This is a genomic window from Mesorhizobium sp. LCM 4577 (assembly GCF_001854795.2).
GTDB lineage: Bacteria > Pseudomonadota > Alphaproteobacteria > Rhizobiales > Rhizobiaceae > Mesorhizobium > Mesorhizobium plurifarium.
Map to the genome: position 1 here is coordinate 13,606 of NZ_MDDU01000004.1, position 13,644 is coordinate 27,249.

General features: G+C 63.1%; 21 protein-coding genes. 8 read left to right on the forward strand and 13 right to left on the reverse strand.

Annotation, left to right across the window (positions count from 1 at the left end):
* The first annotated feature begins 133 nt into the window (after positions 1-133).
* From LCM4577_RS08425 to LCM4577_RS08440, 4 genes are all read left to right on the forward strand, one after another.
* A complete protein-coding gene (locus tag LCM4577_RS08425; RefSeq protein WP_040980781.1) occupies positions 134-457 on the forward strand; it encodes a hypothetical protein in 324 nt (107 codons plus the stop codon).
* Positions 458-596: 139 nt separating this feature from the next.
* The gene (locus LCM4577_RS08430; RefSeq protein ID WP_083354665.1) at positions 597-1,070 is read left to right on the forward strand and encodes a hypothetical protein; all 474 of its coding nucleotides are present in this window, start codon (positions 597-599) and stop codon (positions 1,068-1,070) included.
* Positions 1,071-1,296: 226 nt separating this feature from the next.
* Positions 1,297-1,566 (forward strand): hypothetical protein, encoded by a 270-nt coding sequence (locus LCM4577_RS08435; protein WP_040980779.1) that lies wholly within the window; start codon positions 1,297-1,299, stop codon positions 1,564-1,566.
* A gap of 72 nt (positions 1,567-1,638) precedes the next feature.
* Positions 1,639-1,944 (forward strand): hypothetical protein, encoded by a 306-nt coding sequence (locus LCM4577_RS08440; RefSeq protein WP_041009568.1) that lies wholly within the window; start codon positions 1,639-1,641, stop codon positions 1,942-1,944.
* Positions 1,945-2,118: 174 nt separating this feature from the next.
* Here the strand turns inward: LCM4577_RS08440 and LCM4577_RS08445 are convergent, their stop codons facing one another.
* Both LCM4577_RS08445 and LCM4577_RS08450 read right to left on the reverse strand, forming a co-directional pair.
* The gene (locus LCM4577_RS08445) at positions 2,119-2,541 is read right to left on the reverse strand and encodes a DoxX family protein (protein WP_041009567.1); all 423 of its coding nucleotides are present in this window, start codon (positions 2,539-2,541) and stop codon (positions 2,119-2,121) included.
* 289 nt (positions 2,542-2,830) lie between these two features.
* Positions 2,831-3,586 (reverse strand): tryptophan 2,3-dioxygenase family protein, encoded by a 756-nt coding sequence (locus tag LCM4577_RS08450; protein WP_071070736.1) that lies wholly within the window; start codon positions 3,584-3,586, stop codon positions 2,831-2,833.
* 136 nt (positions 3,587-3,722) lie between these two features.
* Here LCM4577_RS08450 and LCM4577_RS08455 point away from each other — a divergent pair, with 136 nt between their 5' ends.
* The gene (locus LCM4577_RS08455) at positions 3,723-4,205 is read left to right on the forward strand and encodes an Lrp/AsnC family transcriptional regulator (protein ID WP_040980773.1); all 483 of its coding nucleotides are present in this window, start codon (positions 3,723-3,725) and stop codon (positions 4,203-4,205) included.
* Positions 4,206-4,322: 117 nt separating this feature from the next.
* A complete protein-coding gene (locus tag LCM4577_RS08460; RefSeq protein WP_157900452.1) occupies positions 4,323-5,000 on the forward strand; it encodes a hypothetical protein in 678 nt (225 codons plus the stop codon).
* A gap of 86 nt (positions 5,001-5,086) precedes the next feature.
* Here LCM4577_RS08460 and LCM4577_RS08465 read toward each other — a convergent pair whose 3' ends face one another.
* The 7 genes from LCM4577_RS08465 to LCM4577_RS08495 form a co-directional block, all read right to left on the reverse strand.
* A complete protein-coding gene (locus LCM4577_RS08465; protein WP_131803436.1) occupies positions 5,087-6,259 on the reverse strand; it encodes an SdrD B-like domain-containing protein in 1,173 nt (390 codons plus the stop codon).
* On the reverse strand, positions 6,256-7,161 hold the full coding sequence (locus tag LCM4577_RS08470) for an HTTM domain-containing protein (protein ID WP_157900453.1): 906 nt from the start codon (positions 7,159-7,161) through the stop codon (positions 6,256-6,258). The genes LCM4577_RS08465 and LCM4577_RS08470 overlap by 4 nt, the downstream gene beginning before the upstream one ends.
* Positions 7,145-7,585: a hypothetical protein gene (locus LCM4577_RS08475; protein WP_083354667.1), complete on the reverse strand. Its 441-nt coding sequence runs from the start codon at positions 7,583-7,585 to the stop codon at positions 7,145-7,147. Before LCM4577_RS08475 ends, LCM4577_RS08470 begins: the two co-directional genes overlap by 17 nt.
* Positions 7,586-7,736: 151 nt before the next feature.
* On the reverse strand, positions 7,737-7,907 hold the full coding sequence (locus tag LCM4577_RS08480) for a hypothetical protein (RefSeq protein WP_157900454.1): 171 nt from the start codon (positions 7,905-7,907) through the stop codon (positions 7,737-7,739).
* A gap of 145 nt (positions 7,908-8,052) precedes the next feature.
* Positions 8,053-8,406 (reverse strand): SPW repeat protein, encoded by a 354-nt coding sequence (locus LCM4577_RS08485; RefSeq protein ID WP_083354668.1) that lies wholly within the window; start codon positions 8,404-8,406, stop codon positions 8,053-8,055.
* A gap of 121 nt (positions 8,407-8,527) precedes the next feature.
* Complete coding sequence (locus LCM4577_RS08490) at positions 8,528-9,577, reverse strand: sensor histidine kinase (protein ID WP_071070931.1); 1,050 nt, start codon at positions 9,575-9,577, stop codon at positions 8,528-8,530.
* Between the two features lie 52 nt (positions 9,578-9,629).
* Positions 9,630-9,875, reverse strand: coding sequence for a hypothetical protein (locus tag LCM4577_RS08495; protein ID WP_041009559.1), 246 nt, complete (start codon positions 9,873-9,875; stop codon positions 9,630-9,632).
* Between the two features lie 267 nt (positions 9,876-10,142).
* On the opposite strand from LCM4577_RS08495, the gene LCM4577_RS08500 reads away from it, so the two are divergent.
* Positions 10,143-10,478 (forward strand): hypothetical protein, encoded by a 336-nt coding sequence (locus tag LCM4577_RS08500; RefSeq protein WP_071070748.1) that lies wholly within the window; start codon positions 10,143-10,145, stop codon positions 10,476-10,478.
* 34 nt (positions 10,479-10,512) lie between these two features.
* On the opposite strand, the gene LCM4577_RS08505 is transcribed toward LCM4577_RS08500, so the two are convergent.
* The 3 genes from LCM4577_RS08505 to LCM4577_RS08515 all read right to left on the reverse strand — a co-directional run bounded on the left by LCM4577_RS08505 (position 10,513) and on the right by LCM4577_RS08515 (position 11,900).
* Complete coding sequence (locus LCM4577_RS08505) at positions 10,513-10,734, reverse strand: hypothetical protein (protein WP_040980760.1); 222 nt, start codon at positions 10,732-10,734, stop codon at positions 10,513-10,515.
* A 105-nt stretch (positions 10,735-10,839) separates the two neighbouring features.
* The gene (locus LCM4577_RS08510) at positions 10,840-11,049 is read right to left on the reverse strand and encodes a cold-shock protein (protein WP_040980758.1); all 210 of its coding nucleotides are present in this window, start codon (positions 11,047-11,049) and stop codon (positions 10,840-10,842) included.
* Between the two features lie 311 nt (positions 11,050-11,360).
* Entirely contained in the window at positions 11,361-11,900 is a 540-nt protein-coding gene (locus LCM4577_RS08515; RefSeq protein WP_338012029.1) for an HD domain-containing protein, read from the reverse strand.
* A gap of 176 nt (positions 11,901-12,076) precedes the next feature.
* Here LCM4577_RS08515 and LCM4577_RS08520 point away from each other — a divergent pair, with 176 nt between their 5' ends.
* A complete protein-coding gene (locus tag LCM4577_RS08520; protein ID WP_040980754.1) occupies positions 12,077-12,280 on the forward strand; it encodes a CsbD family protein in 204 nt (67 codons plus the stop codon).
* Between the two features lie 61 nt (positions 12,281-12,341).
* Here the strand turns inward: LCM4577_RS08520 and LCM4577_RS08525 are convergent, their stop codons facing one another.
* On the reverse strand, positions 12,342-13,589 hold the full coding sequence (locus LCM4577_RS08525) for a trimethylamine methyltransferase family protein (RefSeq protein ID WP_071070749.1): 1,248 nt from the start codon (positions 13,587-13,589) through the stop codon (positions 12,342-12,344).
* Positions 13,590-13,644 lie beyond the last annotated feature (55 nt).

Sequence of the window (13,644 nt, forward strand, 5' to 3'; positions counted from 1 at the left end):
GCCCGCCACAGCCATGGATCGAGCCCTGCAGCCGAAAGCCGAAGGGAATTTTGTCGGAACCAACCTTAGTCCGACGGGTTCCACCCTTAGTCGCAACGCGACAGACGAACCGTCTCGCACAGAGGAGAAGATCATGCTTATGAAGATCCTTGCAGCTTCGGCCCTGACGATCGGTCTCGCCACGGCGGCGATGGGCCAGACCGCCGGCACCGCCGGAAACAATGGCGGCGGCAGCGGCCAGACCATCACCGTCGACCCGAAGACGCCGGCCACGCCATCGCCTGACCAGATGGGGCCGCCTGACACCGGCACGACCGGCAGCATCAGTGGCGGCGACATGAATTCGAACGCCGACAAGAACTGCCCGAACAGCCCGCAGGGCACGGTGGGCGATGCGAACAACTCGACCGCCGGCACGATGGAGCCGAACGTCAATGACAAGAATTGCGGCAAGTAACGGGCGCCGGGCTTGAAGCAAGGGCCGCGGAGCACGCTCCGCGGCTCTGTTTTCTGGCCGGGCGGGCACGGGGCTCGGATCATGCGGCGCGGAACCATGCGACGCCTTGGCCGTTCCAGGAGGCAAAAAGGAGAAACCGATGGCAGACAACGACACTAGCATCGCCAATTCAGCCGACGGCAATCCGAAAACCACGGCCGCGCGCAGCAGCAGCGCATCGCGCAGCAGCGCCGCGTCGCGTGGCAACACGCGGGCCGCGAAAGCGTCCGAAGACGCGATGAAAAAGCAGATCGCCGAGCTGAAGCGCGAGGTGAACCGGCTGAACCGCGCGCTTGCCGAACAGGCCGAGGATGCTGCCGAGACCGCGCAGGGCTGGTACCGAAGCGCGGCCGATCGTGCCTCGTCCCTCTACAGCGGCGCCTCCGATCGCGCGTCGCGCGCGGCGAGCCAGTTGCGCACCCAGGCACATAGCGTTTCGGAAACGGTGCAGCAGAACCCCGGCACCTTCTCGACGGCAATGCTGATCGGCGGACTGGTCGGATTGCTGGCCGGCATGGCGATCAGCCGAAACGCCGACCCCGAGCCGGACTGGCTGCGTCGCTGGCACAGGTAGACCTTTCCGGTCCCGGCTGCAGCGGCCGAACCGAGCAATGGCGGTGAGCGCCTCGCGGCGGCCGCGCGGAGGCAAAGGCCGTCGCGCTCGGCCTTTTTCTTTCTATATCAGATCTTTTCGTTTCAAGGTTGTGCTGCTCCCTGCCCTCTGCTGTGGCTGGTTGTCCCGGGCTGGTCATTAGCCGGAGCTTATGGGATCATTCCCTCAGGGAATCGCGGAGAGCAGCATGGACAGACCTGCCATGGCATCCGTCTTTCGGATGCGGCATGTGCCTGCAAGCATTTCGGGCGTTCGCAGCCTGGGCCGGGGCCAGGCCGATCCGATCTTCCATTCGAGACCACTCGGCGAAGCGATCCGCCTCATCGCCCAGGCCGAGGGCCAGTACGACCTCAGTGCCGTCGCCGTTTTCTATGGCGACCGCCAGACGCCGCCGCTCGGCAATCGCGAGATCAGGCAGCTTTGGAGCGAATATGGCGAGCGGTGGATGGAGGCTTAGCCGCATAGGCTTCCACCCGGATCGGAAACGCCCCTCATGCGTTCTTGAGGCGAGGTCAATGGGAGGAACGCCATGAACGTCGCCAATCTGCAACTCGAGGGCCTGCTGATGGCCGTCGCCGCGATCAACCACGTGCTCGTCAAGAAAGGTGTGCTCACCGTCGAGGAAATCGATATCGCACTGCGCAAGGCCGAGGCCGTCGAGACGGGTGAGGACCGGTCGGAAGGCATGTCGGCATCGAGCCGTGACGCCGTCAACTTCCCAATCCGGCTGCTCGAGCTTGCCAACCAGTGCCAGCCGGAAGCGGACATGCCGTCCTTCTCCAAGCTGGCGCGCATGGTCGGGCAGATGAAGGAGCCGTATAACGATCAGATGTGAAGGCGGGCAGGCGCCTTGCCTTGTAATGTGGGCGCCGCCCCTTATCCGCCCTTCGGGGCACGACAGCCCTGCGCTTTCGCTCCGGGCGTTCGTTGTTCGAAAAGCCAAGCAATTGGCTTTTCGTCCGCTAACGCGGACCACGCCTCACCCCGTGGAACGGGGAGAAGGAAAGGGTCATGCCCTGCCCGGCCAGCCCTGGCGCAGCGCAAGAACGCTGCCGGGGCCGTGCGCCGCGGCGTAGAGCAGGCCGGCGGCGAAGGGGAAATGCGACATGAAGGCGCCGAACTCGGCCTGGTTTCCGGCCCAGTGCGACGGGCCGTGGAAGGCAAAGCCAAGGAAGGTGACGTAAACCGCGCCGATCAGCGCCAACGGTGTCAGATAAGCGCCGGTGAGGAAGGATATCACCAGCAGCGTTTCGAGGATCGCCGCACACCAGGCCAGGAACAGCGGGAACGGAAAGCCCGCGGCGGCGATGTAGCCGGCAGTGGCGCCCATATCCATGAGCTTGAAGGCGACGCCCATCGCGAACATGGCGGCGAAGATCAGGCGGGCGATGAGAATGGCGACGGTCTGCCAGGTCGATTGAGTGTTTTCCACGAGTGTCCCTCCGGATTGTTGAAGCGGTCGATGCCCCAAGGACGGGCGGAGGGAGAGGATTCCGACAGGGGTGGGGAAGATTTTTCGAGGCGCCCTTTTCCTCGCCCCCGCCACAGGCGGGGGAGAGGTGGCGCGGCGAAGCCGCGACGGAGAGGGGGCTGCGCCAGCGATGGTGGGACAAACGCCAAGCGGCGAACCCCATCTAGTCGGCACTCTACGAGGGCCCCTCTCCGGCCGCTGCGCGGCCACCTCTCCCCCCGCTTCGCGCGGGGCGAGGAAGGTTGCGCCCTTACCCCGCCTTTGCTTGCGGCGGATGGCTGATTGAATCCCGCACGGTGCCGTATTCGGCGCCCCAGCGGTCGGTCATGTCGCAGCGTATGTCCCAGAGCTCGGGGAAGAAGCGATGGCGGGCGCCGCCTTCGAGGATTTCCACCGGCCGTCCCTTCAGCGACTTGGCGCCCAGCCCGATCGAGCGGTGGATCAGATAAAGGTGGTTGGCGCGGAATTTCTGGAACAGCTCGTCGAACTCGATCAGCGCCTCGGCCACGACATAGGAATCACCGTGGTCGTAATGCTCGTCATAGATATCCTCCACGGTCAGCCCGCGGCCGTCGCAATAGGCACGCTTGAAGGCCCGCCAAAGATCCGGCGGCAGGCGCAGCAAGAGCTTGAAACCGGGTGATTCCTGGCCGCTGCCATTGCCGAGCTGCAGGCGGATCTGCTGATACTCCTTGGGCGACATCGTCTCCAGGAGATCGAGCTGCGCCGTCATCATGCGCATCAACCGGTGCACGCGGCCCATCAGCGTGACGATGCGGTGGGTGTCCTGCCTCTCCAGATAGTCGAGCACGTCGACCAGCGTGTAGGCGATAAGCTTCATCCAAAGCTCCTCGACCTGATGCACGATCTGGAACTGCAATTCGTCGGCATTGACCATCTCGGCGAGCGGCTTCTGGCAGGTGAGCAGCTGGTCGCATTTGAGATAAACGCCGTAGTCGCGCATTTCGGGCGCCTCGATGCGGGCGTGATAGTCCGTCTTGTCCATGGCTCGTCCTCCTCGCGTCGGGTTTCGACTTGGCGACAAGGATAGCGCTTTCGGCTTGAACATTGTTCCTTTCTGTTGTTCAAGTGGCAAAAAACGAAGGACGATTGTCGACATCTTCTGCCATATTGGAGAACGAATGACGTTGGATGCACTCGACCGCAGAATAGTCGCTGCGCTTGAGCGCGACGCGCGCATCTCCTTCGGCGCGCTCGCCGAGGAGGTCGGATTGAGCAAGACGCCTTGCTGGAAACGGGTGAAGGCGCTGGAAGAGGCCGGCATTATCCGCGGATATTCGACCCGCGTCGACCCGGCCGGGATCGGCTTCGGCATCGAGGCCTTCATCCAGGTGTCGATCGACTTCGAGGTGTCGGATGCCTTCGAGGCGGCGGTGAAGAAGCACCCGCTGATCCGCCGCTGCTACGCCACCACGGGCGAAGCCGATTATCTGCTCCAGATCGTCACCGTCGACATGATGGCGCTCGATCGCATGCTGCGCGAGGAGCTCAGCCGCCTGCCCGGCGTGCGCCGCACGGTGACCTCGATGGCGATGCGCGAGATCAAGGGCGAGATCTCCTTTGCCGAGGCGGCAGCGCGGGTGAGAGGCGCGCACGACAAATGAACCGAGGACGCCGGACGAGCGGCCGCCGCGTCGACCAGATGACTATTTCTGGGATGGTCGAGAACAAAGGTTCAACCCGTCTATAGTCCCGCCCGGGTTACGCGGGTGACTGGTATCATGTCGATCGAAACAGGTTCCGAGCCTGCCAGGCGAGTGTCGGCAGGACGCTTCGGTTTGGCCTTCACGGGCAATGCCGGCATAAGGCGGCGATCCCTTCCCATTCTGGCAGCGGCGGTGCTGGCATCGACCATGCTGCTGCCGATCACAACGCGCGCGGTGTCGGTCCTGCCGGAGTCGCGAGACGGGCTCCACCAGTCCATAGATCGGAAAGCCCTGCTGCAGGAGGCCAAGCGCGCTCTTCTGGCCCAGGCCACCGGCGGAAATGGCGGCAACGGCGGCAATGGCGGCTCCGCTGGCGGGAACGGCGGCAACGGTGGTAATGGCGGATCCGCTGGCGGGAACGGCGGCAACGGAGGGAATGGCGGCAACGGCGGCTCCGGCGGCGATGGCGGATCCGCTGGAAACGGCGGCGCTGGAAATGGTGGCGGGAACGGTGGTTCCGGCGGGAACGGTTCAGGGGGCAACGGCGGCTCTGCTGGGAATGGCGGTTCCAGTGGCAACGGCTCGGGAGGCAATGGCGGCTCCGGTGGCAACGGCAGCTCGGGTGGAAACGGCAGCTCCGGCGGGAACGGCAGTTCCGGAGGCAATGGCGGCACCGGCCATCACAACGACGGCGCCGGGCATTCGGACGGCGGCCCGCGTTCCTGCGGAACTTCTCCGAGATCGTCCTGCTGACGCGGCCTGGCCTTTACGCACTCGCGCAGAAGCCGACCAAAGGACGCGCTTCATGCCTGAACGCAGCGGCCACTCTGCTGATCGCGCTACGGCCCGGTGCGGTAAGCGAAATCGTCGATCGCGGCCTGCCAGTAATGCAGCGTGCGGATCTCAAGCCTCGTTATGCGGCTGTAGTCGGCCGCGAAATAGACAAGGCCGTTGGCGGACAGCGCCAGTTGGTCCTCATAGGCGGGCTCATCGCCCCGCCATGCTTTGAGGATCAGCGTCTCGCCCTCCGCATCGTCCCAGCCGGCGCCGAAATAGGCGCCGGTGAAATCGAACGGCTTGTCGCTGAACACCTGCGCCGGGTGGCCGGAGCTGTTATAGGCGATGAACTCGCCCGACATGGTGGTGTTGACGTAGCCCGGGCCAGCGGTGAAGCTTTGGTGCATGGCAACGAGGTTGTACCAGTTGAGCCCGCCGTAACCGGACGGAATTTCGAACACGCCGGGCGACGTCATCAAGTCGTCGAAGCCGACGACATGCTGGTTGGGCAGCGGCGCCTCGGCCGATCTGCCCAGGCCGGAAAACGCCGAGAGTATTACCGGCGCCGAGCCGACGACGACATGCCTCCGCTCAGTCGCTCCGCCGGCCGAAAAATCGACCAGCCATTCGCCTGGCGTGACGGCTGCGCTGAAGCGCCCGTCGAGGCCGACCTTGGCGGCGGACGTTACGCCGTCGGGCCCCGTGAGGGACACGCGCGATCCGGCGGCGGCCGCGCCGCCCATCGTCAGGTCCGCCGCGAGACCGACCGGATGCGTGGTGGTCCTTGCAATCATGTCGCCCGGCGATCCGGGCGAAACGACATAGTCGCTTTCGTGCGAGGCATTGCCGGTGGTGACAGTATACCCCGGCGGTGGCACGACGCGGAACGCATAGTGCCCGGGATCGACAACTTCGAAATCACGCTGGCTGACCGACATGCGGAAATTCGCGAAGCCGTCGACATTGGTCAGGCGCATGATCGTGCTGCCGTTCGGCTTGTCGAGCTCGACGGCCACGCGCGACATCGGCCGGTCGCCCAGATCGTAGACGCCGTTCCTGTTAAGGTCRCGGAACACAAGCAGCGAGGTGTTCATCTGCCCGCCTTCGAAGGAACCCCATACGCGCTTGGGATAATAGTCCTCGGCACCGCCAGCATGCGCCACGCTGCAGTCCATGGCCAGGCTCATGGCCACCGCGACGGCGACGGCGCCCGAAAACAACAAACCACGCCTCACGAAACTTCCCCTCTGGCAGTCGGTGCCGGTCCGGTTCCGTGGAGACGCGCGATGACCTCGTCGACGGCATCCGTGTCGAAATAGGCGAGATAGAGCAACGCCGTGGTGGCGCTGAATGTATAGACCGGCAGCGTCAGGTAGAGGATGGCATGAAACGCCAGGCCAGGCACGACCAGAAAGCGCCTGCTGCGGCGAAACGGCAGGCCAAGAGCCAAGCAATATTCAAGCGCGACCACGGCGACGGACGCCATGGTGGCCGGCCAGGCAAGGCCGGCCGGGTAATCCGAACCCGCATAGTACCAGAGGAATATCTGCTCGAGGCGCGCGCCGCTGAGAAAAGCGTGGTTCGACTTGTCGAAGGCGGCGAAGAAATAGAGCACCGAGAGCTGCACCACGATCAGTCGTAGCCCCCATAGATTGCCGCGCTCCGCCGGCGGCGGAACACCCATACGCTCGGCGTGYATCACCGCCAGATAGCGATCCAGCGAATAGGAGCGGCCGCAAGGGGTGAGCGCGATCAGGAGCGCCGCGACGGCAAGCAGATAGGTATGGTGGTGGGTCCAGGGCTCGCGGCCAAGCTGGAAGCCGAAATAATAGTACATCGCCAGTCCGACCGCGCCCGCCCAGACGGCGGCGGCGCGGCTGTGATAGCCGATGAAGAGCAGCGCGGTGGCGACGAAGAAGTTGGCCGCCAGAAACAGGCCGGCCGGCGATCGGTCCATATAGAGCAGCAACTCGCCGGCCCAGCGCGACCAGAACAGCATTGCCAGGCCGATGCGGATCAACGCGGACGAACGCGACGAGCCCTCCGTCTCGACCGCCCAGCCAACGAAGCGCGCGGCCCAGGCGGATGCCGAACGCCAGTTCCGCCAGTCGGCGATCAAGTCAGTCCGCGCAGGCATTTTGGTCATCGGTATGGATGGTCTGCCACCCGCCGCGAATGCCAAGCCTGGCACGGACACGGATGTCGGCGCCCTGCCCGGCGACAGCGCAGAGCCGCCTGATGACAGAAGCCAGGTCCTCGCGGCTTTGGATCCATTTCAGCCCCCCGTTGCGAGGCGCGCCAAGCATCTCGAACCGGTCGAGCGGAACAAGCGCGCCATCGGGTCGGCGGATCTCGAAGGAAGCGTCGATCACGCCGAGCCCGATCGCGCTGAACATGGTCCAGGAGCGCAGCAATGCCGTTCGCACGCCGAAGACCTGTTCCGCGACCGGACCGGCGATCATGAAGGCGGCGATCGCCACGAAGGCAATCAGCCGCAAGCGTCCCGCCGACAGCCGCCCGGCAGGCTCCGCACCTGTTCTGATCGAGATGATATCCGCCACCGCGCACCCCCGGTCCGAGACTATAGACCGGTTCAACGCCGTTCTTCGATCGTCCCAGAAAAAGTCGGGGCTTGGCGCGACCGCCCTGACCTCGATGGCGTGCGCTTAGGGTTAAAGTGCGGAATGATCGCAGCGCTGGAGGACCGCAGCCTCAGGACTTTGCCGATACATCTTCCTCGGCGAGCGGAGGTTTAACGCCGGCAACCCGCGCCGTCTCGCGCTCCTTTTCGGCGTCGGCTTTGCGTTTCGGACATTCCTCGAAATCATGGTCGCGGCCGCCGCAATAGGAGCAGCATTTGGCGGGGGTGTCGGGCTGGAGCATCGGGGCCATTCCCAAGAATGCACGAAAAGGTTTCCGGTTGCAGCAATTGCGTGAAGCCGCCGCAACAGCCGCCTTGCCCCATGCCCAAGAGATCAAAGTCCGAGGAGCTCGCCGCTCACGCGGCGGGCTCCCATTCAGTCACCCCTTACGCATGCGCGTGGGGGTTACGGAAGTCCCAGACGGCCCAAGCCGATGCCGCAACCACCAGCACGCCGAGGACGACATGCGTGGCCATGACATGCGTGTCAGCCTCGAAGCGTAGCAACCAGGGCGACACGATCAGCCAGAGCCCAAGGACCACGCTTGCCCATTCTTCCCACTCGGCGAACACCGAAAGCGTCGCCAGCGCCAGCGCGCCGAGAAGAACGCCGACAATCCAGGCGTTCCACGCRGGCACCATCGCCGCGGTGAATCCGATGACCCAGGGTGAGATGAACAGGCAGATCGCGAGGACCAGAGTGATCCAGTCGAGACTCTTTCTTGCTTCCATCATTGCCATGACAACCTCCATGGATGAAGCTTGACCAAAGCAACCTACCCGAGCGTGCGATCACACGCTCTGTTACATGATGTAATCCATTTTTACAGAGCTACAAGGGAGGACCGGCCGCGCAGACGCCTTAGCCCTTGAAATCACTGCCATCTTCAGCGCCGAGCTGCGGCACGACGATCGCCTCGAGCGGCGCCTCAAGTGCCCACTTCACACCCTCGGGCGAGCGTTCGAGGCTGGAGGAACCGCTCAGCGACTGCGGGGCCACCCGCTGCAGCACCACGGTGCCGAACCCCTTGCGTTCGGGCGCCTTCCGCGCGGTTGCGGCCCCCCCGGATGTCTCGTGCCAGACAAGATGAAAGCGTCGCTGCGCTTCGGGGCCGGTTTTAACCTTCCAGGTGATTTCGATATGGCCCCCCTCCGAGGCCAGCGCGCCATATTTGGACGAGTTGGTGCCTAGCTCGTGGAAGGCCATGCCGAGATTCTGCACGGCATTCGACTGCAGCGTTAGAAGCGGTCCGGAAAGCGAGATGCGGTCTTCATGGCCGAAGGGCTTCAAATGTTCCTGGACAAGGTCGAACAGGCTGGCGCCGGCCCATTCCGTGGTGACCAGAAGGTCGTGCGAGCGCGACAGCGCCATGATGCGGGCGCGGATCATTTCCTCGAACTCGCGGGGGTCGGTCGAGCGCTTGCTGGTTTCCCTGACCATCGACAGGATCACCGCGAACTGGTTCTTCACGCGGTGGTTGACCTCGCGCATCAGGAGGCGGATGCGGCGCTCGCTTTCCTTGGCGGCGGAGATATCGCGGGCGATCTGCGAGGCGCCGATGATCTCGCCTGTGTTGTTCCTGATCGGCGAGACGGTGATCGACACGGCGATCAGCGAGCCATCCTTGCGCTTGCGCGTCGTCTCGTGGCTCCCCACCCCCTCGCCCCGACGGATGCGGCCGATGATTTCGGCTTCTTCGTTGTGCATATGCTCGGGGAGCAGCATCAGTATGGATTGGCCCACGGCCTCCTCGGCGCTGTAGCCGAACATACGCTCGGCCGCCTGGTTCCAATCGGTGATGATGCTGTTGAGATTCTTGCCGATGATGGCGTCGTAGGATGAATCGACGATCGCCGCGAGGCGCGCATCGGCATTGGCATTCTGTCGGAAAATCCCCCCCCGATCGGTCATGTGCATTAGCTAGGGCCGATAGACATCAAGGCAACGGCTCGGGTGCATCTGCTTATGGCTTAGAGTCGCTGGAGCCATTGCCGACCTTCCTGTCCTGGGCTATCACGCCAAAATCCTGCGACTTCGCGCCTGCGCCGGCAGTCAAGAACCCATCCGATGCAAGCCCGCGGCGCAAAAGCTCACGCACCGCAGCCGATCGGCTTGGCATGCGCTTTTCGAAACGCCAGTTCTCCAGCGCCGCCAATTCCTCGTCGGTCAGCATGATCTGCAATCTTTGCGGCCGTTCGAGTTCAGCCATGCCCGCCTCTCTCACTGACAAAAATGCCAAGAATGAGTAAATGCCTCGCTGTGAGTAGAAGTAGGGTTCGCCGCATAGCACGTCAAGGATGCTTAAGCTGTGAAAGGGGGCACAAACTAACCATACCAACGATGGGTCGAAACCACATTTGTTGCTCTATGCTAACTTATTGATTATTTTTTCTTTTTTTACTTTTTTTCTTGCTATTCGCGGCTGTGGGACGCATGATGGCGATCGAGGGATATCCTCCAAGAAAGGAGGCATTCCATGTTCCGACGATTCTCCATTCAGTTGCGCGATGATGCGCACCGCAGGGTCCAACAGGCCCTGCGGATCAAAGGCATCGTCAACATCATCCGGCTTTCGGAAGAGATTAGGCTGAACAACCTGGCCGAGAACATCGCCCGCGAAGACATCGAGGACCTGGTGTTACAGATCGCGCAGCTTTACGCTGCGCCGATCGAGTTCGATGACGATGGCCTGGCGGCGCTTGATATGCCCGGCGACTTTAGCCAAGACAACCGCAACGATCTCGAGAAGATGTTGGATGGTCACACTTGCGGCGATGTCACCAGCGATCTGCTGCAGTTGACGCGGAAATAGCGCAGGATCATCTAAGCACGCGCTAGACTCGTGCTCACGCCTTCTTGTTTCGCTTCGAAACGGCTTTCTTCGGCGGGACCGCGGGCGCGTCGGCTTCCTGCGCCAGCCTGGCAGCGCGCAATCGCTTCGTCTTGGCCTCCCTGGCAGTTGCTTCCAAGTCCAGGATCTGCCGCGCGACGCGAGATGTCATGTCGGTTTTGGCTTCCGTTCGAGACGGAACCGGCTTGAACAGACTGCTATCCGATAGGGACTTCATTTCTTCTCCTTGATCAAAAAAGGCCGGGCAAAGCCCGACCTTCTCCAACGCGCCTCCGAGGCTGGTGCCAGTACATCCGTGGTCAAGAACCCGGAGGCGTTATGTTTAGGCGGCTTGCAGGTTTTCGGCAGAACTTTTGCCGTTGCGAGCATCCTTCACGATGTCGAAGCTGACCTTCTGGCCCTCGACCAGCGAGCGCAGTCCAGCGCGCTCCACGGCCGAGATGTGCACGAACACGTCGGGCTGGCCGCCGCCCTGCTCGATAAAGCCGAAGCCCTTGGTGGCATTGAAAAACTTCACGGTCCCAGAGCTCATTGCGATTTCCTTTCAAATCGACGTAAATTATCGTCGCTTGGCCACCTGACCAAACGCCGTATTCTTCGAAATTGAGAGGGAATATCGTCGGGCGCTTTGGCGCGAAAACAATGTTCGTTCAACAAGATCGATTGTTGATAGATAGCGCTTAATTCGGACATTCGCAAGGGATTCCGAAATAATACTCGTTACATCAGCCTTCGACAGGGCTTGGTGCGTTCCACCGTTCGCGGAAACGGCGAACCGCTCTATCCCTTTGTTCTTACGCAATTCCGGACGGAAAACCGCTTCGTACTTTTCCTGGAATTGCTCTAGGCGCTGGCGTTCAATCCATGGAGCACCACGAGGCCGGTTTCATATCTGGCTGGAGAAAGCCCTGCCTGATGTGCCTGCCATAGATTATCTTTCAGATCAGCTTCCTTGACCGACCTGGCGAGCGCGTTCGAGGCTGCGCGGCAGATGAACCCCTGCTCGCTTTCGTCCATCCGTTTCGTCAGCGCGTCGACGGCCGCGACAACGGATGAACTGAAGCCGGCCTGTTCGAGCCGCTCGAGGCTCCAACCCTCACCTTTCTCGACGACATCATGCAGATAGGCGACGGTCTTTTCGTCCAGCGTCTCGACGGCATCGGCGACCCGCCTCAAATGCTCGATGTAGGGTCGTCCGGTCTTGTCTTTCTGGCCGCTATGAGCCTGCTCAGCGATCTTGGCTGCCCGGTGAAGCATGATCCTTCCAATCATCAATATGAAGCCCGCCCCGGCGAGGGACGGCCGAGGCGGGCTGCTCGGGTCTGAACCCGGTCGGTGGCGCGCTTTTCGCGGGGGGGGAGCGGGGCTGCGCGCCATCTGCATCCAAGAACATCCGCGCAAGCCGAATGTTCCCGCAACGCCCTGCAATTTTCACTAGCGCGGTCGCCGCGCCGGCAGACCCGTGACGCTGCCAAGCCTGCCGGCCAACAAACGTTTTGCGGCAGGAACCTCGCGACCGCGCCATCGTTAGCCACTCGTGTTCAACAGGAGGTAAGGCAATGGATTGGAACCGCGTCGAAGGCAATTGGAAACAGATGAAGGGCAAGGTCAAGGAACAGTGGGGCAAGCTAACCGACGATGACCTCGACCGCATCGCGGGAAAACGCGATCAGCTTGAAGGGAAGATCCAGGAACGCTACGGCCTCGAGAAGGATCGCGTGCGCCGCGACATCGACGACTGGTACGACCGCCAAGGATGGTAAAAGCCGACTGGGGTAACCAGGAAGGGCGCTGTCTCGCGACGGCGCCCTTTTCTTTGGCAGGTCAAAGCCGCGTAATGCGGCTGCATATTTCAGTCTCGATGTCCCGGTCAAGCGGCAGGGGCGGCGGCTCGGTCGGCTTGCCGAGTTCAGCCAGAGCAGCGGCATCGCGACCGAATTTTTCGAACGACACCGTGCGGCCCTGCTCCAGCCAACCGGAGGCGTGGAGGATGAAGCTCGCGCCGGAGGCCACCGAGGCCGAGAGTACCCTGCCCCCTTCGGCACCGGATTGCGCGTCGTCGATCTTGGCCGAGGTGATCGCGCCATCGCCCCGTATCGGCACGCCAAGCCGCCTGCCCAGCTCGGCCGCGTAGAACTGAACGAGCTGGGAGGCCGGATCGCCGAAGCTGGGCAGCATCCGGCGCATATCAAAAGGATAGGCTAGGATGCCCATCACGACCGGCGCGCCCGGACGCCAGATCTGCGCCAGCGCAAGTCCGGCAAGCACCTCCGCATAGCCTTGGATAAGCGCGCCGGCCACGGTGACGGGCGACGTCGCGCCCATCATCATGTAGGACGAAACCATGCTCGCCTCGCCCTTCAGCGCGATTGCCCGCAGGCACTTCAATGGGTTCGGCCAATAGGTGAGCGGCGGCGTGGCGTTGATCAGGTGGAGAAGGTTGCACTCGCCGGCAGAGGCCGGCCGCGCGACCGCCGCGGCGGTCAGGTCGATTACCGCTTCGGCGGCGGCCGGCGAAGCGATGTTGCCCATGAACGGCTTGTCGGAGCGGCTGAGATGCGCAAGCAGCATCTCCAACGGCCGCCGATCCTCGGGGATGTCCTCCATGACGCAGATCATCTGCCCGGTGTTGGTGAGCCCCGGCGCGGCATGCGCGGCGGCGACAAGTTCGCCGTAGATCCGCCGGCTTCCCGCCTCTCTCGCCCCGTTGTCGAGCACGACATTGGGCGCGCCGTAGATCGGCGCGAAGACCGGCGGTGCGCCTGCGCCGACCGGCGTATCCCGCGCCGGATTCCTGCCGCGCAGCAGAAACTTTGCCGGCGCATGCCGGCGTATGACGCGGCGCAACTCGGCCCCGTCCAGGCGCACGACATCTCCGGTCGCCACGCCACCGGCCTGCTTGAGAACGTCGATGGTCTGCGGATCGTCCAGAAAGCGGATGCCGGTTTCCTCAAGAACCCGGTCGGCCGCCCTCTCGATCGTCTCCAGCCCGGCCTCGTCCTGTTCGGGACGATAGGCCGCGGCGACAAAATCCGCCGCCGCGCGATATTCCTTTGGCCATGAAGCCGGCATGCAACTCCTCGGCCGGCGCAAGGTTCGATGAGGCCGGCACGCAGGAATATCCGGA

Bases quoted from the DNA above. Each gene is read 5' to 3' on its own strand.
- LCM4577_RS08460 (WP_157900452.1), top strand. From the start codon at position 4,323: ATGTCGATCGAAACAGGTTCCGAGCCTGCCAGGCGAGTGTCGGCAGGA.
- LCM4577_RS08505 (WP_040980760.1), bottom strand. From the start codon at position 10,734: ATGAAGTCCCTATCGGATAGCAGTCTGTTCAAGCCGGTTCCGTCTCGA.
- LCM4577_RS08490 (WP_071070931.1), bottom strand. From the start codon at position 9,577: ATGACCGATCGGGGGGGGATTTTCCGACAGAATGCCAATGCCGATGCG.
- LCM4577_RS08500 (WP_071070748.1), top strand. From the start codon at position 10,143: ATGTTCCGACGATTCTCCATTCAGTTGCGCGATGATGCGCACCGCAGG.
- LCM4577_RS08495 (WP_041009559.1), bottom strand. From the start codon at position 9,875: ATGGCTGAACTCGAACGGCCGCAAAGATTGCAGATCATGCTGACCGAC.
- LCM4577_RS08525 (WP_071070749.1), bottom strand. From the start codon at position 13,589: ATGCCGGCTTCATGGCCAAAGGAATATCGCGCGGCGGCGGATTTTGTC.
- LCM4577_RS08435 (WP_040980779.1), top strand. From the start codon at position 1,297: ATGGACAGACCTGCCATGGCATCCGTCTTTCGGATGCGGCATGTGCCT.
- LCM4577_RS08455 (WP_040980773.1), top strand. From the start codon at position 3,723: ATGACGTTGGATGCACTCGACCGCAGAATAGTCGCTGCGCTTGAGCGC.
- LCM4577_RS08510 (WP_040980758.1), bottom strand. From the start codon at position 11,049: ATGAGCTCTGGGACCGTGAAGTTTTTCAATGCCACCAAGGGCTTCGGC.
- LCM4577_RS08440 (WP_041009568.1), top strand. From the start codon at position 1,639: ATGAACGTCGCCAATCTGCAACTCGAGGGCCTGCTGATGGCCGTCGCC.
- LCM4577_RS08430 (WP_083354665.1), top strand. From the start codon at position 597: ATGGCAGACAACGACACTAGCATCGCCAATTCAGCCGACGGCAATCCG.
- LCM4577_RS08480 (WP_157900454.1), bottom strand. From the start codon at position 7,907: ATGCTCCAGCCCGACACCCCCGCCAAATGCTGCTCCTATTGCGGCGGC.
- LCM4577_RS08515 (WP_338012029.1), bottom strand. From the start codon at position 11,900: ATGCAGATGGCGCGCAGCCCCGCTCCCCCCCCGCGAAAAGCGCGCCAC.
- LCM4577_RS08450 (WP_071070736.1), bottom strand. From the start codon at position 3,586: ATGGACAAGACGGACTATCACGCCCGCATCGAGGCGCCCGAAATGCGC.
- LCM4577_RS08520 (WP_040980754.1), top strand. From the start codon at position 12,077: ATGGATTGGAACCGCGTCGAAGGCAATTGGAAACAGATGAAGGGCAAG.
- LCM4577_RS08425 (WP_040980781.1), top strand. From the start codon at position 134: ATGCTTATGAAGATCCTTGCAGCTTCGGCCCTGACGATCGGTCTCGCC.